The organism is Parabacteroides sp. AF14-59 (assembly GCF_003479515.1).
Classification (GTDB): domain Bacteria; phylum Bacteroidota; class Bacteroidia; order Bacteroidales; family Tannerellaceae; genus Parabacteroides; species Parabacteroides faecis.
The window spans coordinates 361322-385564 of the sequence record NZ_QUHH01000001.1 but is presented as its reverse complement, the minus strand read 5'-3'; the positions used below and the strand labels follow the sequence as shown (position 1 = coordinate 385564).

Here is a 24243-nt window from a genome sequence, read left to right as displayed (position 1 = left end):
TTTGATTAAAGTCTTAGGGCTACAGTGAAAGCGGTAGCCCTATAATTTTTTATAAGGGATTATTCTTTTAAGAGATGCCTATACATTGATATAAGATATATCCGACCACAGGCATTAAGTCCAGTTTTCTAAGATGTGATCGAATCTCAGCCAAGGCCTTACTAATGTGCCCTTCTACAGTTTTTTCACTGATATTTAATTGTAAAGCAATCTCTTTATTTTTTAACCCTTGTCCACGGCTTAACAGAAAAACTTTACGACATTGCTCGGGCAACGTATCTACACATGAAATGATTTCTTCTGATATTTCTTTCAGTAATAATGAATCCTGCAGATCGTAGCTGATAATTTTTTGCTGTAATTGTAATTTAATATTTTTCTCGTCTATATTGACATTCTCTTGTAATGAATTAAGATAGGTGATTGACTTATTATATGTGGCTTTATACAAATAAGGCTTTATTGGGTCATTAAAATTAATCGTGTCCCGTTTCATCCATAAAGCCATAAAAACATCCTGAACTATATCTTCCGAAGCTTGTTTGTCATTCGTATATTTATTAGCGAATGCAAGTAACGGACAATAATAGATATGAAATAAATCCTCGAAAAAGATAAAATCTTGTTTCAAGGTATCATTTTTTGTCATGTTGTATCCGTTATGCATTTTTTTCAAATCTAATAAGCGCCTTCTCCTCTACAAAGATATTTATTTTATAGATCGATACAAGTTTCTATCCGAATTTTGACCTTTCGACTGTTTGTAACAGACTATGTGTTAAATGATGTTTATTTTCAAGTATCGGGCAAGGGATAAATGAAATATTTATGTGTTAGATATAAATAAGAAATAAAATGGAAGATATTATTATAAAATATTTGAATCAAACTGCTACGGAAAATGAAATGAGAGCATTACTGGAGTGGTTGGATGAAAATATAGATAATCAGCGGCAGTTTGCCACAACGAGAGATTTATGGTTTGCATCGGAAGCCGCTGTCTCTTCACGCTATGGCGAGAGTGCCAATGCTTTCAGCCGTTTCAGGGAAAATGCACTGGCATTTGAAAATAGAAAGAGTAAAAATGGTATTTCTATACGTTTGGTAAAGATTGCAGCTTCGATCGCTTTGCTGATAGCCTGTTCCGCCATGGCATTTTTTATTGGAAAAGAGAGTACACCACATACATCTCAAATAGTGAATGTTGTCATGAACCAGGCTATTATGGGACCCGGACACAAAGGTTCTGTGACATTGCCGGATGGTACATTGGCATGGCTGAACAGTAATAGTAAATTGATTTACCCGGATCAGTTTGAAGAGGGAGTTCGTAAAGTAAAACTAATAGGAGAAGGTTATTTTGAGGTAACGCCAAATGTAAAAGCTCCTTTTTATGTAGAGACATCCGATATGTCGGTCAAAGTATTGGGTACTCGTTTTGATGTTCAGAATTATGAAAAGAAAAATATTTCGGAAACTGTTCTGTTGTCAGGTAAAGTTGAAGTTATGATGAAAAGTAACGGAGAAAGGCGTGTTCTTTCTCCAAATGAAAAGTTATCTCTCGACAGGCAGACAAACCGTTATACAGTAGATCGAGTAGATGCTGCCGAATATGCATTATGGACTGCAGAAAAGTTAGTCTTTGCGGATGAACGTCTTTCCACTATCCTTCGGAAAATGGAACGATGGTACGGCATTTCTATTTCCTGTAAACAAGGGGTTCCTTTGGATTCCAGGTATTCGTTGACGATACGAAATGAATCGAAAGAGGAAATCCTGAAGATGTTGTCTATATTGGTTCGTATCGATTATACCATAAAAGATGAAACCATAGTTATTTATAAAATATAATATTCACCTTCTTAAATCTGATAGCCTATGATATAAATGTCAAAATGAAAAAATTAGGCAGATGCTGGAAACATCCGCCTAATATGTGTAATTAAAATCAGCTCTCAAAATGCGACAATCGAGAGCTTCTTATTAATTTAAAGCAATACAAACATATGAAAAAAAAATCCACGAGAGGGAATGATATGCCCTTTCTTAACATTAATTCATTTAGGAAAATGAAACTAATACTATTTTTGGTCTCTGTTACTTTTCTTCAATTATCAGCGGTTAATGGTTATGCACAAAAAGCATCTATTGATTTACATTTGTCTAATGTTTCGCTGAAAGAAGCTATACAGGCCATCGAAAAGCAAACTGAATTTGTTTTCTTTTATAGTACGGAAGAGGTCGATTTGACCAAAAAGGTAGATGTCAATATTCGAAAGGGGAATATTGAAGGAATATTAAACGATGTATTCAGAGATTATTCCTACCGAATAGAAAACAGAAAGATACTATTGACTCCTAAACCCACACAGAAATCCCATAAGATAACAGGTACGGTAAAAGATCATACCGGAGAAAGTATCATCGGGGCAAATATTTCAGTGAAAGGCACTACAAACGGTACTATTACAGATATTGACGGAGGATTTACGCTGGAAGTTCCTTCTGATAATGTAGAAATTATCATATCTTATATAGGGTATAAGCCACAGGAAATCGCATTGAAGGGTAAAACAACCTTAAATGTCGTTCTGGCAGAAGATACGCAGAGTCTGAATGAAGTGGTGGTAGTAGGTTACGGTACACAGAAAAAAGCGAATTTGACGGGAGCTGTTTCTGTAGCCAATATGGATAATGTGGTAGGTAGCCGACCGGTGACTTCTATGTCGAAAGCACTGGAAGGGGCTGTACCTGGGTTACAAATCAAAACAGAAAATGCAGCTCCGGGAGCAAGCAGCAAGATCAATATCCGTGGAACGACCAATATAACCGGAGCTGAACCTCTGATTTTGATGGACAACGTTCCGGTAGATATCAATACGATCAACCCGAATGATATTGAGTCTATTACGGTCTTGAAAGATGCTTCTTCTGCCGCCATCTATGGTGCCAGAGCTGCTTATGGTGTGATCTTATTGACTGCAAAGAAAGGTAGTAAGGATGAAACCCCCAGGTTTAATTATTCAACCAACCTGACTGTCAGCAAACCTTATGAGCTGATAGAAAAAGCAGGAGTATATGAAACAGTAAAGGCTTTTAAGGATTTCGGTTATTCAACATACTGGAGTGGACAGGATGTGGATAAATGGTTGTCTTATCTGGATGAATATCAACAAAATCCCTCAAAATATCCGGATGGTTATACGATGGAGGGGAGTACTCCTTATCAGCTAAGACTGAATGATATAGCAAAGGATATGACACAAAAAGGCGGAGGTTTTGAACAAATGCATAACCTTTCAGTAAATGGCGGGACAGCCAGGACTGCTTATCGTTTCTCATTTGGTTATACTGATCAGAATGGTGTACTCGTGTCTGATAAAGACAGGTACACGAGAATGAATATCAGCTCGTATTTAAGTTCGGATGTTACAAAATGGCTTACTGCTCAGTTAACAATCAACTATGCGAAAGGTAAAACTTCTGCACCGAATACAAATGGAGGTGGCGATCCGTGGGGAATTATGACAGGTTTACCCGGATATTCTCCGTTGGGTTACTATAATAATGGAGATGAAGAGTTGCCTTTCAGAACTCCCAGAAATCTGATCAATCTGTTGGAACCTATTGAAACGAATGACGAAGTATTCCGTGCATTGGGAAAAATAATAGTATCCCCATTGAAAGATCTGAAAATTATCGGTGAGTTCACCTACGACAAGAAAAATACAAGAAAAGATCGTTATGATAAGAAGACTGATTTCGTACAGGGAACGAATTTCCTGGTGGAGTCGACCAGAACAAACTCTTTCTATCGTAAGGATATGAGTAATACGCAATATATGGCTGCCAATATTTATGCTTCTTATGAGAAAGAATTTGGAGGGCATAATTTTGCATTAACAGGTGGTTTCAATAGTGAGAACAACCGTTATGAGTTGCTTTGGGAAAGTAAAACAGATATGATCAATCCGGATCTGCCTTCAATATCCAGTGCCACGGGAACGTTGGACGGAAAAGATAGTTATTCCGAATATGCTATTCTGGGAGCTTTCTATCGTTTGACATACGATTATAACGGAAAGTATTTATTTGAAACGAATGGGCGTTATGACGGTTCTTCCAAATTTCCAAGCGGACATCGGTTTGGTTTTTTCCCTTCTTTCTCATTAGCCTGGCGTTTGTCAGAGGAAAACTTTATGAAGAATATTGATTTTCTGTCAAATTTGAAATTAAGAGGAACATATGGTAATATCGGTAACCAGGTTATTCCGGCTTATCAATTTCTGTCGGTTATGAGCCCTGCTAAATCAATCTGGTTGGGAAGCGGAGAAACTCAGTTCTGGACATTGAATACTCCCGGACTGGTTAGTCAGAATTTTTCCTGGGAGAAAGTGCAGACAGTAAATGGTGGTATCGACCTCGGTTTGTTTAAGAATAGATTTACTGCTTCATTCGATTATTATGTAAGACGGACAAAAGATATGTTCGGACCGTCAGCTGACCTGCCGGATGTATTGGGTACGACTGCTCCTTTTATGAACTCTGCCGATTTGAAGACTAAGGGATGGGAATTGCAATTGGATTGGAGAGATAAGATAGGTAGTGTAAATTATTCGATCGGCTTTAATCTGTTTGATTCGCAGGCGACTATTACCCGATTTGAGAACGCGACAGGTAATCTGGCTAATAACTGGGATACGAATGCCGACGGAGAGAAAGATGCAAACTTCTATACAGGAAAGAAAATGGGTGAGATTTGGGGATATGTAACAGACCGTTATTATACAGTCGATGATTTCGTTGAAGGTTCCCTGGATGCCAATTTGAAAAACGGAAAACTAAAAGACGGTATACCTTATATTAAAGGGACGGCAACTCCCAATCCTGGTGATATTCTGTATAAGGACCTGAATGGAAGCGGTGATATTTCTCAGGAAGAGAATACGGTTCATAATCCGGGTGACCGGAAGATAATCGGAAATAATACCTCACGGTATCATTTTGGTATCACAGGTGGTGCCGCATGGAAAGGTTTTGACTTTTCTTTCTTTATTCAAGGTATAGGAAAAAGAGACGTATGGGCTGTCAGCCAGCTTTCATGGCCTTTATGCGGAGAGTTCTCGGCTTTGCATGCTAATACACTCGATTATTGGATGCCGGATAAAACAGATAGTTATTACCCGCGTATTTATCAACGCGACGGTGAAAATTCGGCACGTAACAGATATACTCAAACGAAATATTTGTCCAATGGCGCTTATTGGAGAATTAAGAATATCACGTTAGGATATACATTTCCACAAGAATGGTTAACTCGTATAAAGATCAATCAGGTCAGAGTGTTTGTCAGTGGAGAGGATCTTTTTACGAAGCATCATCTGGCCAAAGGACAGGATCCCGAACTGACTACTGGTGGAGCTGTTTATCCTTTGATGACGAAGTATTCTTTTGGTCTTAATGTTTCATTTTAATAAGTAATGAATGTCATGAAAAAAACAAAAATAATAGGAGCGATTGTCCTGGTCTCTTCTCTGTTTATAAGTTGTGATGATTATCTGGATAAGTTCCCGATCGAATCACAGACGGAAGCGACAGCTTTTAAAACATACGATAATTTTAAAACATATGCATGGAATCTTTATGGTATTTTTGATGAATTTTCTTACAAAGGGGAAAGTAATCCCAATATAATCAAAGGGGATAGGAACTCAGATAACTTATCTTATTCTTCGGCTGGAAATGAGTCGATCTTTGCATTCGACCGTCTGACTCCAACCCAGAATATGATTAATTATGATTATGCTTTTATAAGAAAGGCGAACGTAATGCTTGATAACATTGAAGCATCTTCCATGAGTCAGGCAGATAAGGATTATTGGAGAAGTGTCGGACTCTTTTTCAGATCTCTACGTTATTATCAGTTGTTATCTACTTTTGGCGACATACAGTGGGTTGAGCATACTTTAACGGAAAACGATACGGATATCCTATACGGAGAGAGCGATCCAAGGGATCTTGTTGCAAAAAATATATTGAATGATTTGATATGGGCGGAAGAACATATTAAAGCTGACGGAGAAGGCAGCAATACAATCAATGTACATGTCGTGAGAGCACTTTTATCTCGTTTTGCTCTTTATGAAGGTACGTGGCGTAAATACCATAATTTATCAGAGGCGGAAGTTTACCTGAATGCATGTATAAAATATTCAGAGAAACTGATAGATGCTTATCCGAATGTGTGTAGTCGTTACGACCTGTTATTCAATTCAGAGAAACTGGGAGGTGTCGACGGAGTTATTTTATACAGGGCTTATGCAACCTCCAATGGTACGCATATGCTGAATCGTTATAACAGAAGTTCTTCCTGGTTCTATGATATGAGCAAGGATGGGGTTAACAGTTATTTATGTACGAATGGGAAACCTATCTATAACCCGGAATCCGGTTTTGCCGGGGATAAGACGATGTATGACGAGTTCAGGAACAGGGACAGACGCTTGTATTATACGGTTACTCCTCCCTATAAAGTAAATAAAGGAACTCCTAACACAACCTGGACATATACCGATGATCCGCAGGACAGAGAATATATCGATCTGATGACAAAACTGGAAACGACCAGTGAGGGAGGAAGCGGTACAGGTGTGAAAGCACTCCCTGTAACAAACTGGAATACGGGCGAGATCGTCCAGAATAATCCGAACTTCAGAAAACAGGCGAGCCCGGGATTCTTCCTGACTGAATTGGGTTATATTATCTATAAATTCTCTTTTGCAAAAGCCGGTGAACTGGAGAATACAACGGATTGTCCGATTTTCAGAATTGAAGAGGCTCTGTTGAATTATGCCGAAGCCAAATGGGAGATGGGGCAGTTTGACCAGTCTGTAGCTGACCGGACAATCAATAAACTTCGTCCGAGGGCAGGTGTTGCCTTAATGAAAGTTTCAGATATAAATGCTTCATTCGATCCGAAGCGCGACCAGGCTGTAGATCCGGTGTTGTGGGAAATCCGTCGTGAAAGAAGAGTGGAGTTAATGGCTGAAGGCTTCAGAATGAACGACCTGAAGCGTTGGCATAAAGGTGAATATGTAAATAAACAGCAAACCGGTGCCTGGATAAAAAAAGCTGATTATCCGAAGCTCGAAATAACAGGAGGTACTGATACGGAAGGATATATAAAATTCTTCAATGATCCTGTAGCCATGGGATTCGGCTGGAAAGATTATATGTATGTTTATCCGATTCCTCAAAGCGCGTTGACTAAGAATCCGAATTTGGGAAAAACTCCAGGTTATGATTATTGATCCGTAATGTATAGCAGGCTGCCACAAAAAGTGGCGGCCTGTTGGTACATGATTTTACTATATCGTTAAATATGATCTTTATGGATATGAAGAGTTTCTCTATCTGTTTTTTCTTTTGGGTGAGTCTGTTCATGCATTCAATGGCACAGGCACAGACAGCGCTGTTGGCAGATAAACCTCCCATGGGATGGAATAGTTTCAATTCTTATGGAGTTTATTGTTATGAAGCAGTAGCTTTTGCAAACCTGGAAGCGATGAATACAAAATTAAAACCCTATGGGTATGTCTATTTTGTGATCGATAATGGCTGGTTTGGGGAATATGAGTTGGAGGAGAATACTCATTTTTCTGTTGAGCGGCATGCATCGGATATTCAGATCAATGAATATGGGTTGTTTGAACCTTCCAAGACATACTTTCCGAATGGCTTTAAGAGTCTCATCGATAGTTGTCATGCCAAAGGGCTAAAGTTCGGTTTACATTTGATGCGGGGGATTCCCCGTAAGGCTGTACTTTTGAATACTCCGGTAAAAGGAACGGAATTTCGGGCGGCAGATATAGCCGACACTTTGAATGTTTGTTCCTGGTGTACTTATAATTATGGAATTGATATGGATAAACCCGGAGCACAGGCGTATTATAATAATCTGATCAGACAGTTGGCGGGGTGGGGTGTCGATTTCATAAAGTATGATGATATTGTTCCTTATCCGAGAGAAGTGGAAGCAATTGTGAAAGCTATTGAGCAATGTGGTCGTCCCATCGTTTTAAGCCTTTCTCCTGGTGATAAGGTAGAAAAGAAAGATTTGCCGGCTTTACGGAAAGCCAATATGTTGCGGGTTACTGCAGATATTTGGGATACGCAACATAGCATCGATCTTTCTTTTGATGCGTGGAAACGCTGGCAAGGAAAAGAAGAACCTGGTTTTTGGCCGGATTTGGATATGATTCCGTTTGGTGAGTTGCAACTGATGTCTCCTCCTGACCGGAAGACGAAAGACCAGAAAGAAATAGCATTGGCCGGACGTGGTACCCATCGTTGGAGCGAACTGAATGAATCTCAGAAATATACATTTATAACCCAACGTTCGATGGCTGCCTCCCCGTTATTTTACGGAGGAAGTATAGTATCCATCGATGATTTTACTCTTCGTTTGTTAACAAACAAGGATATGCTTGCCTGTAATCAAAACGGGGTAATGGGCAACCTAATCTGTGAAGAGAATGGCATTGAAGTTTGGACTGTAAAAGAAAGAGACCGGCAAGCCGGATGGATCGGTATTTTTAATCGTACTCAACAGACTCGGAGCAGGAGATTTGTAAAAGAAGAGTTGGGGTTGGCTCCGGAAAAGGATTATCGTCTTTTAAATATATGGGAAGACAGAAAATCTGTAAGTCTGGATAAGATGATAGAAATCCCAGGGAATGGTGTCCTGTTTATCCGATATGAATAACAACATAAAGAATAATGACAAATAAAAGAAAGATGAATCATTTTTTGTACAATAAATATATTTGTGTACCTGTCCTGGTGACTTTAATGCTTTCATGTAAAGAGCAGACAGAAGTAGCTAAAAAGCCTAATATCATTTATATTTTAGCGGATGATTTGGGATATGCCGAATTGGGTTGTTACGGACAGGAAAAAATAGAAACGCCTAATATAGATAAGTTAGCAGAACGGGGAATGCGTTTCATGCAGAATTACTCCGGTTCTCCGGTTTCCGCTCCGTCCCGTTGTGTTACATTTACCGGATTACATTCCGGCCATGCTTATATCAGAGGTAATGATGAGATGTCGGAAAGGGGAGCTGTCGGAGATCATCATGCTATGTTGGCTGATTCCACATTGGAAGGGCAACGTCCTTTACCTGCTGGTACAGTGACGATTCCTTCTGTATTGAAACAAGCCGGTTATGTAACCGGTTGTATCGGTAAATGGGGACTAGGCTATCCGGGGTCGGAGGGAGCGCCCAATAAAATGGGGTTTGATTTCTTTTACGGATATAATTGTCAGCGACAGGCGCATACTTATTATCCTCCTTTTCTCTATCGGAATGAAGCGCGTGAATATTTACCGAACGAGTTGCTGGTCCCTAATACGATGCTGGATAAGGGTGCGGATATTTATAGCGAAGATAGTTATGCGAAGTATACAAAAGAAGTCTACAGTTGTGATCCGATGTATGATGAAATATTGAAATTCGTAGAGAACAACAAAGATACGACTTTCTATTTGGCATGGACTTCTCCGTTGCCACATGTCCCTTTGCAGGCTCCGGAGAAATGGGTAAAATATTATGTCGATAAATTTGGAGAAGAAGAGCCTTATAAGGGTAAGCAGGGATACTTCCCTTGTCGTTATCCGCATGCAACCTATGCGGCTATGATCAGTTATTGGGATGAGCAGATTGGCGGACTTATCGATAAGTTGAAAGAACTCGGCCTATATGATAATACGGTAATCATGTTTACCAGCGATAATGGTCCTACATTCAACGGTGGTTCGGATTCCCCCTGGTTTGATAGTGCCAAACCTTTTGAATCTGAATATGGATGGGGTAAATGTTTCCTGCGTGAAGGAGGAATTCGTGTACCTTTAATCGTTACCTGGGAAGGGAGCATTAAAGGAAAGACTGTCAGCAATCATGTTTGTGCTTCGTGGGATGTAATGCCTACTCTTTGTGAATTGGCGGGAATAGGTGCTCCACGTACGGATGGAATTAGTTTTGTCCCGGAATTGTTAGGTAAGGAGCAACAAGAACATGACTATCTTTATTGGGAATTTCCGGAAGGGCAGGGAATGAAAGCTATCCGTATGGGAAAATGGAAAGGGTTGATACTTAACATTAAAAAAGAGGGAGAAGGAAATCTCCTGTTATTTGATCTGGAAAATGATCCGAATGAACTGGTCAATGTTGCTTCCGAACATCCGGATATAGTGGAACAAATGAGAGACCGGATGAAAGAAGCTCATGAGGAGTCTTCCTTGGAGATTTTCAGGATGTAAGTTATACATTAGATTACGGGAGAAAAGCTTGTTTTTCTAAAGAAAAAAGCATATCTTTGAGAAATAAGAAACCCTAAATTTATAAAGGTATGGAAACAGTTTATTTGGCAACATTAGATAACGATTTCCAGGCAACTCTGTTGTCGGATTTGTTGAGAAATGACGGTATCGAGTCTTTTCTGAAAAATGAGATCATTTCTTCCGTACTGAATATCCCTGGTTTTCAGATAGAGATATATGTGATGGAGAAGGATTATGAAAAGGCAAAAGAAATACTGACGCAAGCATTCCCTGAATTAGTGGGAAAAGAATAAAAGAGTAGCTATTGCTCTGTAAATATAAGTCGGGTGTGATTAAGTTCATCCCCGACTTTTATTTTAAGTATTTGTTTTTACTTAATTATGTAATTCTGCATCATCATTGATTTTTTACTCTTTTGCACCTGTTGCGTCGATAAAGAAGTTTACATTGAATATTTTGTTCTGTTCCTATTTTGATACATTTTTTAGAAATCCGTTCCGTATTTAAAAGTTCTTGCCATAAGTATAATACCCGCTGATAATGAGAACATAACTTACTTTGTAATCGTAAAACATTATCAAATTAAAGCATTGTGTAAAGTAGTTTTCATTAAAGCATTATTATTATGGAAAGCAAAAAAATGTGTGTGTGGAAACGAGGGGGATACTTGTTTATTGCGACTTTATTAGGCGCAGGTCCTTTCTCAAGTCATATTTATGCCGGAACTGATCATGATCAGTTCAACTCGGTTACTACCGAGTTGAATAATAGTTTAGATCAGAAAAAGGGGAAGAAAGTTACAGGAACGATTGTCGATGAAACCGGTGAGCCTGTTATTGGGGCCAATGTAGTTCAAAAAGGTACTACAAATGGTAGCATAACGGATATAGATGGACGATTCTCTTTGGAAGTTCCGGAAGGGGCTGTTCTCGAAATTTCTTATATAGGTTATTTAACTCAGTCGGTACCGGTAGGTAATAAATCTTCTTTTCAAGTTACACTTCGGGAAGATACTCAAAAACTGGATGAAGTGATTGTTGTAGGTTACGGTTCGACCAGTGTTCGGAAAAATACGGCAGCGTTGGCTTCGGTCGATAATACGAAGGTTTTAGAAGTACCTTTTTCCGATATGGGATCGACTTTGCAGGGACGTGTGCCCGGAGTGATCGTGCAGCAGGGATCTGCAGAACCGGGGCAGAACGGAGCTAGTGTCTCCATACGTGGAAATGGAGATCCGTTGTATGTAATCGACGGATTTGTTTCTTCAAGCGGCCGTTTCATGGCATTGAACAAATCGGATATCGAATCGATGACCGTATTGAAGGATGCGGCTTCTACAGCTGTTTATGGTATGAATGCCGGTAACGGAGTCATTGTAGTCACAACCAAACAGGGAAAAGCAGGGAAACTGAGTGTAAACTACCAGGCGAATTTTGCCTTCAATACACCTTCTTATCCATCGGAACGGATGAATGCCTATGAATATGCAACGGCAATCAACAAACTGAATCAATCTTTGGGAAATGGCCTCAATTCGTTCAGAACCCCGGAAGAAATGGCAGAGATTGCAGCAAATGTAGGCTCATACACGAATTGGGAAAATGCACTGTTGCGTAATTATACCCCCCAGAACGAACATACGGTGTCGATCAGCGGCGGTAATGACAAACTGAAGTATTTCGGAAGTTTGAACTATTTGGGACAAAAAGGTATTTACAAAGCCGATAAACTGAACTATGACCGTTATAATTACAGGACGAATATCAGTAGTAACTTTGACGAAATAGGCTTGACTGTCGGGTTAAATGTGAACGGTACCGTGCGGGATGAACTTTATCCGAGTGCCAGTGCGTATACCCTTTATTCCCGTTTAAAAGACAGGACTCCTTTTGAAAGACCCTACAATGAGGATGGTACGGTCTCCAATCAATTTGACAATCCGGCTTTGCAGCTGGATGGCCCGGGTGAAATCAAGTATCGTACTGTTTATAATCAGTTGGCGGTGAACCTGGAGTGGGCTGTACCCTGGGTGAAAGGGTTGAAATTGGGTTTTGACGGTAACTATAATATCGAGTCGCAAGACCGGGCAGACTGGTATGAAAATGCGACTTATTATGATGCCGATGGGAATGCAACACTGGAAGATCCTTCCAACATCAGTATGACCCGCTCTTCCTATCAGCATAACAGATATGATTTCAACGTACGTGTCGATTATAAAAACACGTTCAACGATAAACATAATGTATTACTGACTTTGGTACATAACCGTCAATATTATCATGGTACTTCGCTCAGTGCAGGATCAAATACGTTTTATTTGTCGACGATCCATCAGATACAGAATGGTGATGCTTCCAGTATAACGGCAAGTAACAAAGAGAGTGAGCAGGCTTCGATGGGATATGTAGGTCGCCTTCGTTATGACTATGATAATCGTTATATGGTGGAATTTTCCGGTCGTTATGACGGCTCCGATTGTTTTCCCAAAGGAAACAGGTTCGGATTTTTTCCTTCCGGTTCTTTAGGATGGGCTATTTCGGAAGAAGAATTCTTTTCTCCTGTGAAGGAACTAGGGATATTTGACTATTTCAAGGTGCGTGGTTCGTATGGGGAGATTGGTCTGAACGGAGCCAAACATGATGACTATGCCTACCTGACCACTTTTAACTATAACTCCAATGCGTATGTGATTGGCGGTAGTTTGGTCAATTCTATTACTCCGGGTGCAACTCCGAGTATTAATATGACATGGTATAAACGTGATAAGACAGATGTCGGTTTCGATTTCGCCACTTTGGGAAACAAGCTGGAAGGATCATTCGACTGGTTCTATGAACGTACGAAAGGATATCTGGTAGCTCCCAAATATGAATACACCGATCCGATCGGTTACGATTTGCCTTTGATCGTCTCTGATGCGGAAGACCGTTCGGAAGGATTGGACGGTTTTGTAAAATATTCGGATAAGGTCGGGGATTTTAATTTCTCTGCCGGTTTTAACTTTACCTGGTACCGTTCCATCAAAGCGATCACCAATGAAGATAAAGTAACCTTGTCGAATCCTTATACCCGTGAACAGGGGTATAAACTCGGATATCTTGGTACGGGTTTTATCGGTACACAGTTTTATATGACGCCTGAAGATGTTTTGAATAATCCGAAACGTATCAACTCGAAAGACCTGCGTCCGGGTGACCTGTGGTATGCTGATGTCAATGGTGACGGTCAGATTACCAATCAGGACCAACGGAAATACGGACATAATGCAAGTCCGCGTTTTGTTTTCGGTATCGATCTGTCAGCTGATTGGAAAGGATTGAGTGTGTTGGCTAATATTCAGGGAACGGGTCGTCGGCAAACTTATATGAGTAATGTCGCTATGGCGCAGGAGGGTGAACGACGCCTGGATTTCACTTATCAGCTTGATACCTGGTCACCAACCAATACGAATGCCGCTTTCCCACGCCCTGGTAATACTTCGTTGAATGAAAATAATAACTATGTTGCCTCTGATTTCTGGGCTCGTAATTCCAATTATGTACGTTTGAAATCGTTGACAATCTCATACGATTTGAAATATGCCGCTTTGAGAAATCTTTCCTGGCTGCAGAATATGACGGTATTTGCTTCCGGTGTGAATTTATTCGCTATCGGACCGTCGGTAAAATATGCCGATCCCGAAGCATCTAACTTCGATGGATATGCTTACCCGATGATGCGTACATATTCTGTGGGATTTCAATTAGGATTTTAATAATAGATAAAAGAGTAAATCATGAAAAAAATATTATATACAGGCATTGTTTCTTTATGCCTTGCTTTTACAACTACATCATGTTCGGATTTTCTCGATACGAGACCGTATGACAAGATCATAGGAGACGATACATGGACCAGTGAGACATTGGCTGAGTCTTATGTCTATTCCATTTATTCCACTGTACTGCAAAAAAGTTTATGGCTGGGTGCTTACGGCCATCGTTATTCATGTCATTCCGAAAGTTCTACCAAGAATGCCATGACGGGAACCTTGAATAGCTCCTACTGGTCGAGAGACCGTTCGGAAGGAGTTACGGCGGATGATAATTATGAATGGCTAGATTACAGCGTCTTATGGCGTATCCATACTGCTATCGATGAGATTTCTGCAAGTGCGATCTTCTCGGATGAGTTTAAGAGTCGTACGATCGGTGAGTTGAAGTTTTTACGTGCAGCCCATTATTTCCTGTTTGCCCGTCAGTATGGCGGTTTACAGATCATAGACCGCGTATTGTCTGTGGAAGATGATCTGCAGATACCTCGTTCTTCCATTAAAGACACTTACGACTTTATTATTAAGGATTTGCAAGATGCGGCAAACGCGTTGCCGACTACCGGTGAAGTAGCCAGAGGACGTGCGAGCAGTACAGCCGCTTATGCTTTGTTAATGCGTGTTGCGAACCAGGCAGCCGCTTATGTGGACGGAGGAACGGCGCAGAGTGAATATTATGATAAGGTGATAGCTGCCGGTACGGCTTTGGGACTGGATGTCGACGGCAGCCGGTTAAGCCCTTATTATGACATGTTCCGTTCTTATGAAACTGCTATTGCTTCACAGGAACAGATACTGGTTGTGGAACGTTTGAAATTGAATACTTCTTTACATGATACACCTATGCAGTACCAGGGATTATGGCATGCCGGTAATATTTCGGAGTATGCTAAAAAGAATTATCCTATCCACGCAACGATGAACTATTGGGGAATGGATGGCGGTTCATGGCCTACCCAGGATCTGGTCGATGATTATCTGGTTGAAGATGTGGACGGCTCCGTCAAATACTGGGAAGATGCTTCTTATGTACAGACTGGTTCCAATGTGGATGAGAAAATGTATTTCAGTAAAGATAAGAAGAGGGATTTACGTTTTTATACGACTATCTTGTATGACAGTTGTCTGTATTTCAACGGACAGGAACGTATATTCTTCCGTCGTGACGGAAACTGTTCAAACTCGAACAGCCCGATAAATGCTGGTGCGGAAGATGAATATGGACGCAGGGCAGGTGATCTGGATAATTATAATTCTTCGACCGGCTATGCGATGGTGAAGTATCATTACGATCATGTGGTTTCTTTACCTGATCCGGGATCACAGAAATTGGACTATTGCTATTCAGTATTACGTTATGGCGAAGCTTATCTGAATATGGCAGAGGCTTATCTGATGAAGGGAGATTTTGCCAATGCACGGAAATATATGATTCCGACAATGGTGAAGCATGGTGGATTCAGTGCGGAAAAAGCGGCGCAATACCTTAATTCGAAAAGTGGAAATGGTTGGAACGATCCGCTCTTCGAGGCTTACAAACGTGAGCGGAATGTGGAAATGGTGTATGAATGTAACGATCGTTACTGGTCTTTACTGCGCTGGGGAATGCGTCAGAGTGGTGGTGTCGGTAATGGTACTTATGCAACCGGAGGTTTTATTATCCCTGAATTGACAGGTTCGTTGCGTGGTATCCGTATCTCACGTGACGGGCAGACCTACAATTTCTTTACTGTTAATAATGCGATAGGAGAGGCCCGGTTCACACCGAAACGTTATTTAGTCCCCTTGAACCGTAAATTCTGCCTGAAAGCGGGAGTCGAACAGAATCCGGGATGGGAATGATCATGTAAAATAGTAACTAAAAAAACAAGTACAATGAAAAGAGTTTATAATATATTGATCGGATGTTTGCTGATGTTCGTTATGAACAGTTGCCTGTATCACAATTTGCAAGACCTGGAAAATTCGTCGGATAAGGTAATGACGAATGTCGACTATTCTTATCGTTTCTTATATAATGATACGATCCAGAAAGGAACTGCTAACCAGGAAATAGAAGAAGGCCGTGTTTGTGAGGTGATATTTAATAAAAAGATGGAAGCGGTTGAGGAAAATGGCAAGACTGGTTTCAAAACGACTTTAAGCCATAGCCTGAACAGTATCCAGAAGGCAGGTCCGTCTGGCTCTGTGACGAAGGAGATGTTGTATGATATGTTTAAGGAGCAGATTGCGCAAGACGGTTTGACAAAGTTGTGGGTGTATGTCTCTATTTCGGATGCCGCAACCATTTCACCTTTGGATGAGGCTCCCAGGCTGGGAGCTCCCGGCGATTTTTCTCAGGATCGTTTTTACCGTGTAACAGCTGCAGACGGTTCTTATCAGGACTATATCCTGAAAACTGTTAAGGACTTCTGAAAATGAGCTGCGTTTGAAGATTTATTTTTGATCTTATTTCTAAAATACAGCCGGGAATCGGTAGCTGGTATAGCTGACTGATTCCCGGCATTTCTGTATAACGGTTGTTTCCTGTGTGTGGTACGAAACTTTTTAGTTCCTAATTTTATACATTATGTTTGTGAAGGTTCCGATTTGAAGTTTTTTTTGTTTTGACAAAGAGGAAAAGCATAAGAATAATTATCGTTAATTTGCGTATGTAGAGAAGATTATCAATCTTATTAAAACACAAATACATTATGAAAGTAAGGATACTATTTTTCCTGATGATTTCGATTTTATTCTTACCATCGGTTTTCGCGAATGATTTTATCGTTCCACGCCTTTCCCCTTTACCTGCGAAGATAGAGAAACAGAAAGTTTCTTTGGCAGGAAGTTGGTTGTTCAATCCTTCACCGGAAAGTGAATTCTGGAATAAAGGGAATGTTTCAGGTTGGAAAAGCATAGAAGTTCCCGGTGAATGGGTAATGCAGGGATTTGAAGTGGAGAAAGGGAAGCCTGCCGGTTATTTCCGGACATTTACTGTCCCTGCTTCCTGGAGCGGACAACGGATCAAGTTACGTTGTAACGGGATATACAGCGACAGCCGGATTTTTATAAACGGTAAGGAGGCGGGTTCCCATTTGGGTGGTTTTACTGCTTTCGAACTGGATGTGACCGGATTGATAGAAGCCGGAAAAGAGAACAGGATAGCAGTTTCAGTCATATCGGAGAGCCTGGCGGATTCCACGTCGAGCGGATCTCAGTATGCCGTACACCCGTTGGGAGGGATTACGCGCGGTCTGTATCTGTTTACATTGCCGGAAGTGAATTTGTCGATGTTCCATGCTGCGACTTTATTCGATTCGACTTATACGGATGCTACGCTAAAGGCAGAAGTAGAGGTTATGAACGAATCTTCGGATACAGCTAAAGGATTGTCCCTTCATTTCATTTTGAAAGATAGAAACGGAAAGGAGATCCCGTTAAAACAAAATACAACTCCGGTCGGTGTTGTCAGGGTGGGGACATCTGAGAAGATGACGCTTTCATTTCCTGTTACGGAACCGGATAAATGGGATTCGGAACATCCTGTTCTGTACACTTTCACCTGCCAGTTAAAGAGCGGGAAACAAATATTGCATGAGACTACCCGCCGTATCGGTTTCCGTCAGATAGAGGTACGAGGTAATCAGATGTATGTAAATAATATGCCGGTGAAGCTTCGGGGTGTTTGCCGCCATGAGGTAATGCCGTTACGCGGACGTTCGGTAAATGGGGATATATGGCGCCGGGATGTCGAGTTGTTCCGCCGCGGCAATGTGAATTATATCCGTACTTCCCACTATCCGCCGGATGAGGCTTTGCTGGAGGCTTGCGACGAACTGGGTATGTTGGTAGAAGTGGAGGCCCCTTTCTGTTGGGCACATAATACCAAAGTATCGGACGACAAGCACGATGTCGTTCTGGTAAATCAGCACGTGGAAATGGTCAACCTGAACCGGAGCCATCCTTCCGTCATCATGTGGTCGATGGGAAATGAGTCGACCTTGTTTACCGAATATTTCAAAAAGGCGTCGGAAGTCGTGAAGATTATAGACCCCACCCGTCCCCGTATCTTTAGCCAGTGGGGACCGGATGCGGATAACGGGGAACTGGAAGTGACCAATCATCACTATCCCGGACCTACCGGACCGGATAAATACCGTAATAGCAAACGTCCTGTCACATTCGATGAGTTTTGCCACCTGAATGCTTATAACCGCTTGGAGTTGGCTGCCGATCCGGGACTTCGTTCGATGTGGGGACCGTTGCTGGACCGGATGTGGAATGATATGTACCATAGCCAGGGTGTTTTGGGTGGTGCGATATGGGCGGGTATCGACGATACTTTCTTCCTGCCGGGAGAAAAGGCGGTCGGTTACGGAACCTGGGGACCGATAGACGGATGGCGACGTGAAAAACCGGAATATTGGGGAATGAAGAAAGCCTTCAGTCCGGTTAAGATAATGCAGAAAGGTAATATGACGGCCGACGGCATTGTCCGTTTCCATGTGGAGAACCGTCATAATTTCAGTAACCTTTCCGAATGTTCCATTGAATGGAAAGTAGGAAAGAAGAGCGGTAAGATCACTGCGGATATAGCTCCCCGTACTGAAGGCGATATAGAGGTCCGTTTACCGGAAGAATTGTGTAATGCGGAGATCATGGAACTGGCGGTGACTGGTGTTCGCGGTTTTGTCATCGATGAATATCGTTTCCGCATCTTACCTGAACAATTGAAAGAACAGACACCGGATCAGACCGGAACTCTTTCCTGGCAGGAAGGACCGGATGCGATCGAAATACAATCCGGCAAAGGACATTTTTCTATAAACAGACGAACCGGTTTGTTATCGGCCGAATGTAACGGAAAGACTGTTTTGCATCAGTCTCCTTCATTGATGGTGTTACCTTTGAACGGAGAAGGCGAAGGAATTCAGATGGTAGGAAAGGATCAGAAGTTTGAGCCTTATAATCCCGTTTGCGAGGATTGGCTGGCCCAGTCGGTTACTTTTGTACCCGGCGAAGAGGTTGTTTCCGTAAAGGTGAAAGGAAATTATAAAGAAGCAGAAGGTGTATTGGAATATCGTTTCCATAAGAATGGTGAAGTCACTTTTACTTATGATTTTACGATGCTTCAGGATATTTCACCCCGGCAAACCGGATTGGTTTTCACGCTGCCTTCTTCTTTCACTCATTTGGATTGGGAGCGTAAAGGGTATTGGACTGTGTATCCCGAAGATAATATAGATGCCCTGAAAGGAGAGGCCGAGGCTTTTGATAAATCTTTACCGGTATCCGGATTGGCCGGGCCATCCAAACAACCATTGAAACCCTGGTCATACGATCAGACGGCAGCGGGTTCAAATTTGTTTCGTTCTACCAAAGAGAATATCTACCGGGTAGGTTTGAAGAGTAAGGAAGGCAATTCTGTTACCATCATTTCCGATGGTACGCAACATGTCCGCCCCTGGATAGAAAAAGAGGCCACCCGTTTATTGGTGGCCGGTTATAATAATCCGGGAAGAGAGAACTTCCTGATTCCTCATGCAGAAAAGGGATACAGGCCACTCAAAAGGGGGGATAAGGTAGAAGGAGTTGTTAAACTGGCATTTTAGCTATATCCATAGGCCTGTTTATTTTAATATATATTCAATTGCTTTTTCGATCCATACATCTTGTCCGTTACGGATCTCCTGGTTTGTCGGGCGGACTTCGATGTCTATCTTAACGCCTTTGCGCTGGCATTGTTCCCAGTTCGGGTAATAAGCTCCCAAAGCGGTGTAGATACAGGTGGCTTTACCTGGCAGATAAAAACTTCCGATATTGCCGTCTGCTCCGGCTGTCGTGCTGCCGATAATGGCACTTTGCGGAGCTTTGCGATAAGCCATGGAGGAAAACTCTCCATGACTTTGAGTTCCTTCATTTACCAGAATGGCTACTTTCCCTTTGAAATAGTCGGGATTATCGGAGCCTGCTTTTGCTATCGAACATAATTTATAGTTGCCCGGAGCTTCATTCCGGTTAAATGAAAACCACATGAATTCTTGCGGAGCAGGAAGCAGTAAATTGGGTAAAGTACCGTAAGCCGCCATGGAAGGATATTTTCGCATGTCGAGTATTACGCCTTTCGCATTCTTATTGTTTTGAATCATATCGGTAATGGCATCGCTTTCTGCCGTCGACACATCTATATATATAATTTTTTTGGCTGACAGATTGTAATCTTTCGGCCATTTCATGTCGCTGAGTTCATGGGGCTGTCTACGCCTGTTTTGTCCGAAGTTTTTGATATCTATCTGTATTTCTTTTCCGTTGCGGATACAAGTGATATTCATATATCCTGTATCGGTCCGCAGTAACCAGGGCAATACGTTTCTGACCAATGTCGGATGGTTGGAGGCGGGGACGTACGGACTAAGATCTGTTATAATCTTTTTTACATCCTCACCATCGATCGTACGAATAATGTCTCCTCTTTCCAACTCGAATGTCCGTGTATCCCTGACTACGATGTCACCGCTTTTCGACTCTGTTAATGTAACGGGGACTACAAAACTGTCGGATTGTCTTTTCAAAATTGTTTTTTCCAAGTCCTCTCTGGGTACATAAACGAAACCATGTGAATCGTTAATGCAAGTGAGTAATTCCAGAATAGCCAGTTTATACTCTTCGTTATCGACTGGTGACACGAATCTGGGAAGGAATTTCCCCAGTAATGTATCCCACGGTTTATCTGTCATTTCTGTATATGGAAAACAATATTCAACGGCATTCCATAACCTGTATAAAGTCAGGATACGGTAACCTTGGTCTTTCCAGGGAATCAGAGGATATTCTTTTTCACGGTCGAATAAAGAAGATCCGCCACTTTGATAAGGGATCAGATAGTAATTGAATTTAAGATTGCGTTTTGCATTCTTGATTGTATTCAATTTGGATATTAATGGGGCATCGAATAAATTTTCGTCGTTTATCCAGTCCGTATCGATGATACGTGAATATTTACTGGAATCTTCTATTGCGTAGGAGACAGTTTGGGTTATCTTTCCGTATTTGTCGATCCATTCATTCAGTAATTTATTTTTTTTGTCTTTGTCGGGAGCTTTGGCTATTTGAGGTAATATCCTGAATAATTCGTAGTCCCAATTGTAATTACCCTGGGCAACTTCAGGGTGGTAATATTTCAGGAATCCCCAGACCTTACCCAGTACCTCCAGATTTTCATATGTTTGTGTGGTCGGGGCGGATAGGCAGAAGGACGATCCGTAATCAAATTCTTTATCTTTTTCTACTGAAAATTCGTGATTGACAAATGACCCTAACGGTTTTTTATCTAATTGGGCCTGCCAGTTGCTTGTCCACAATTCGATATTTCCGGTAGTGAAGACGAAGAAATTGATACCCGATGTCAATGAAGACATGGCTGTTTTAATGGTAAAATCATTCCACTCTGAATCTCCGGAGCGTTTCCCTATCTCAGTCATGGCATTAGCCATAGTATCCTGTCCCATTTGTTGTATACCGAAAACGATAGAGGTGCTGTCGGCTCCTTTGTATTTAAATTTTCCGGAAAAATAAATAGAATCGCCGGTAATATCTCTGGTGTTGGCGTAATAATAAACCTGGGATATTTTAAGGCTGTCAGCCGGATCGTTTTGTAACTTCAATGATTTTCGGTCATTGAATAGTTCAACTGAATCGATTGACGCATTTCCATTGGAGACAAACCAACCATTTAACTCAAGAGAGGATAAATGGCCCTTTTTTATACGAGGATTGTTGTCGAATGACATCAAATCGGATTGTGTGCCTTGTTGTGAACAAGAGCATATCCATACGAGTAGTATACAAATAAAAAAAGAGGAATTTTTCATGCTAGTCTGATTAAGTTTGTAACTTTGTTCAATTACAAATATACGGAAATAGTGATATATATGTTTATAAGCCTTTGAGAATTATGTGTAATATTTGTTATTGTATGGTTCATTTTTTGCTAAAAGTATATGAAGGATGAGAGAGAAACTAAATAATTTTTACCTTTGTGTATTATGTAACCAAAATATAATGCGATGGATATAATGAATTCGGATACGTTGAAAGTAAATATTTTTCGGGAAGTGATGACTCTTAGTGAGGATAAGCTTAGAAAAGTCTATGATTACATTGAAGTTTTGACTTCAAAAAAGGAAGTTGAAGTAAAAGAATATGTAATGCCGGATGATTTGATGCAATCTGTTGCCGAATATACATTGAAAGCAGCAGAGGGTGATGATCCTATGTATTCCACTACCGAAGTTAAGGATTATGTAGATAAGAAGATGGGATGGAAATAGTATGGACTGATTTTGCAAGAGAGAGTGTCCTTGATTTACTCCTTTTTATCAGAAAGTGTTGGGGAGATACAATTGCTTCAGTTGCGTGGGGAGATATTCAGAAAGATATAGCTTTATTGGAAAATTTTCCTGAAATAGGTCCGGTCTTTTGAAATGTTAAGACAGGACTTTCGATTATAAAATAAGGGACTTTTGAATTCAAAAGTCCCTTATTTTTTTGAAGCATTTATGTGATGTTTAATCTCTTTATTATTAGTGGTTTATCTCTCGTTGGCTACTACTCTGTGAAATCCTGATTTATTGGTTATCTTTGTGTAATTTAAAATCAATACATTATGACAGGTATTAAAGAATTGCAGACATTATTAGCGAATGTAGATCCAGTGTTGGATGAACGTAGTTTTATTTTTTGCACTTTCCCTGAATTAAATAATGACGACATCTGCCGTTTGAATCCGATAGGTTTTTTTCATGAAAAAGAGGGACTGACATTAATCATAACGAAACAGCAGGCTGTAGATAGTCATATCAACTATGAATCTGTCTACAGCCTTATTTCCTTGAATGTTCATTCAAGTTTAGATGCCGTTGGATTGACTGCTGCATTCTCGGCAAAACTGGCAGAAAAGAATATCAGTGCCAATGTTGTTGCCGCCTATTATCATGACCATATTTTTGTGCCTGAAGAAAAAGCCACACAAGCTTTAATGGCCATTCATGAACTGCAATAGTAAAAAAAGGTACTGCTTATGAACTAACCTGTTGTTCCTCTTTTTTCGCCAGTAGGTTATCGAGATCATTGATCTGGTGGTCGAAATAAACAGCCAGAGCATTAATCTCCCGTCCGTTTTGTGACAGATAAGTGATACAATCAATTAATTGTGCAGTTAACTGGGCCATTTTTCGTTTGTTTATATTTATGTCCGGTTGTTGCATGTAGAGGGTAAGACTACGAAAGAGGATGGGAATAAAGCGATCCCACGGAAGTTCAAGGCTTGTTGCCAGACTTTTCATACATTTCAACTGGTGACGGAGATACTCGAGGTCCAGCTCATTACTTTTGCTGTTGAATGCTTCCCGTATACGGCGGGCTTCTTCTTTGAAAAAGACTTCACTGGAGATTTCTTTCGGGAGTGTCAATGTGTTTTCTGCTTCATTCATGGTAGTATTTTCTTTAAAGCACAGGTGGAAAAAAACGGTTCCGCCTTTCCCGTTGAACAACACATTCCTAGAATGCTGGAGGCACATTAATGCTCTCCACGGGGGTACGGAACCGCCTATGGGAAAAAGTTGCAGGCAAAAAAATGCCTGCAACCGATCAGAAGCAGGTTTCCTGCATTCTAGTTATGTGTTGTTCAATGCAAATATAACGCTTTTATAGAAAATACAAGGAATACAGAAGAAATAATTAAAACAATTGCCTTGAGAAATAAAAAAACGGTTCCGCCTTTCCCGTTACTCAACACATCTAAGATGCTGGAGGCACATTAATGCTCTCCACGGGGGTACGGAACCGTCTATAAGGAAAAGTTGTAGACAAAAAATATTTACCCCACATATTAAATGTATGTTTAATATGGCAAAGATAAGGCTTCTATTGAAGATTTATAAGATGTGAAGTGAAATAATCAAAGAAACAACGTTGTCTTTGTAATGTGTTTTATATCTTTACAATTGATTTAAAGGATGCATATTCTGTTTTTTCAAAAAAAAATGTTGGTATCTTTATATTTTATTTTAAAGAATAAGATATTTATTATATATAATATAAGGAAT

16 protein-coding genes are annotated in these 24243 nt (G+C 40.7%); 13 read left to right on the top strand and 3 right to left on the bottom strand.

Annotation, left to right across the window (positions count from 1 at the left end; all coding sequences use genetic code 11):
* Positions 1 to 67 precede the first annotated feature (67 nt).
* Positions 68 to 649 (bottom strand): RNA polymerase sigma-70 factor, encoded by a 582-nt coding sequence (locus DWW23_RS01615; RefSeq protein ID WP_233564237.1) that lies wholly within the window; start codon positions 647 to 649, stop codon positions 68 to 70.
* Positions 650 to 855: 206 nt separating this feature from the next.
* Between DWW23_RS01615 and DWW23_RS01610 the strand changes: the two genes are divergently transcribed.
* The 10 genes from DWW23_RS01610 to DWW23_RS01565 all read left to right on the top strand — a co-directional run bounded on the left by DWW23_RS01610 (position 856) and on the right by DWW23_RS01565 (position 19749).
* A complete protein-coding gene (locus tag DWW23_RS01610; protein ID WP_122351530.1) occupies positions 856 to 1851 on the top strand; it encodes a FecR family protein in 996 nt (331 codons plus the stop codon).
* Positions 1852 to 2069: 218 nt separating this feature from the next.
* A complete protein-coding gene (locus DWW23_RS01605; protein WP_122351675.1) occupies positions 2070 to 5474 on the top strand; it encodes a TonB-dependent receptor in 3405 nt (1134 codons plus the stop codon).
* A 15-nt stretch (positions 5475 to 5489) separates the two neighbouring features.
* Positions 5490 to 7310 carry a RagB/SusD family nutrient uptake outer membrane protein gene (locus tag DWW23_RS01600; protein ID WP_122351674.1) on the top strand — a complete coding sequence of 607 codons (1821 nt, stop codon included), beginning with the start codon at positions 5490 to 5492 and terminating at the stop codon, positions 7308 to 7310.
* Between the two features lie 80 nt (positions 7311 to 7390).
* Entirely contained in the window at positions 7391 to 8764 is a 1374-nt protein-coding gene (locus DWW23_RS01595) for a glycoside hydrolase family 27 protein (protein WP_158583144.1), read from the top strand.
* A gap of 32 nt (positions 8765 to 8796) precedes the next feature.
* Entirely contained in the window at positions 8797 to 10320 is a 1524-nt protein-coding gene (locus DWW23_RS01590) for an arylsulfatase (RefSeq protein WP_370449228.1), read from the top strand.
* A gap of 89 nt (positions 10321 to 10409) precedes the next feature.
* Positions 10410 to 10634 (top strand): DUF2007 domain-containing protein, encoded by a 225-nt coding sequence (locus DWW23_RS01585; RefSeq protein WP_122351528.1) that lies wholly within the window; start codon positions 10410 to 10412, stop codon positions 10632 to 10634.
* Between the two features lie 332 nt (positions 10635 to 10966).
* Positions 10967 to 14098 (top strand): TonB-dependent receptor, encoded by a 3132-nt coding sequence (locus tag DWW23_RS01580; protein ID WP_122351527.1) that lies wholly within the window; start codon positions 10967 to 10969, stop codon positions 14096 to 14098.
* A 21-nt stretch (positions 14099 to 14119) separates the two neighbouring features.
* The gene (locus DWW23_RS01575; protein WP_122351526.1) at positions 14120 to 15997 is read left to right on the top strand and encodes a RagB/SusD family nutrient uptake outer membrane protein; all 1878 of its coding nucleotides are present in this window, start codon (positions 14120 to 14122) and stop codon (positions 15995 to 15997) included.
* Positions 15998 to 16030: 33 nt separating this feature from the next.
* Entirely contained in the window at positions 16031 to 16570 is a 540-nt protein-coding gene (locus DWW23_RS01570) for a hypothetical protein (protein WP_122351525.1), read from the top strand.
* Between the two features lie 278 nt (positions 16571 to 16848).
* Complete coding sequence (locus DWW23_RS01565; RefSeq protein ID WP_122351524.1) at positions 16849 to 19749, top strand: glycoside hydrolase family 2 TIM barrel-domain containing protein; 2901 nt, start codon at positions 16849 to 16851, stop codon at positions 19747 to 19749.
* A gap of 18 nt (positions 19750 to 19767) precedes the next feature.
* On the opposite strand, the gene DWW23_RS01560 is transcribed toward DWW23_RS01565, so the two are convergent.
* Positions 19768 to 22008, bottom strand: a complete 2241-nt coding sequence (locus DWW23_RS01560; protein WP_122351523.1) for a S41 family peptidase — start codon at positions 22006 to 22008, stop codon at positions 19768 to 19770.
* A gap of 195 nt (positions 22009 to 22203) precedes the next feature.
* On the opposite strand from DWW23_RS01560, the gene DWW23_RS01555 reads away from it, so the two are divergent.
* The 3 genes from DWW23_RS01555 to DWW23_RS01545 all read left to right on the top strand — a co-directional run bounded on the left by DWW23_RS01555 (position 22204) and on the right by DWW23_RS01545 (position 23198).
* Complete coding sequence (locus DWW23_RS01555) at positions 22204 to 22467, top strand: hypothetical protein (protein WP_122351522.1); 264 nt, start codon at positions 22204 to 22206, stop codon at positions 22465 to 22467.
* Positions 22458 to 22619: a type II toxin-antitoxin system RelE/ParE family toxin gene (locus DWW23_RS01550; RefSeq protein WP_122351521.1), complete on the top strand. Its 162-nt coding sequence runs from the start codon at positions 22458 to 22460 to the stop codon at positions 22617 to 22619. The genes DWW23_RS01555 and DWW23_RS01550 overlap by 10 nt, the downstream gene beginning before the upstream one ends.
* 183 nt (positions 22620 to 22802) lie before the next feature.
* Complete coding sequence (locus DWW23_RS01545; protein ID WP_122351520.1) at positions 22803 to 23198, top strand: ACT domain-containing protein; 396 nt, start codon at positions 22803 to 22805, stop codon at positions 23196 to 23198.
* 16 nt (positions 23199 to 23214) lie between these two features.
* On the opposite strand, the gene DWW23_RS01540 is transcribed toward DWW23_RS01545, so the two are convergent.
* Entirely contained in the window at positions 23215 to 23628 is a 414-nt protein-coding gene (locus DWW23_RS01540) for a hypothetical protein (RefSeq protein ID WP_122351519.1), read from the bottom strand.
* Between the last annotated feature and the right edge of the window lie 615 nt (positions 23629 to 24243).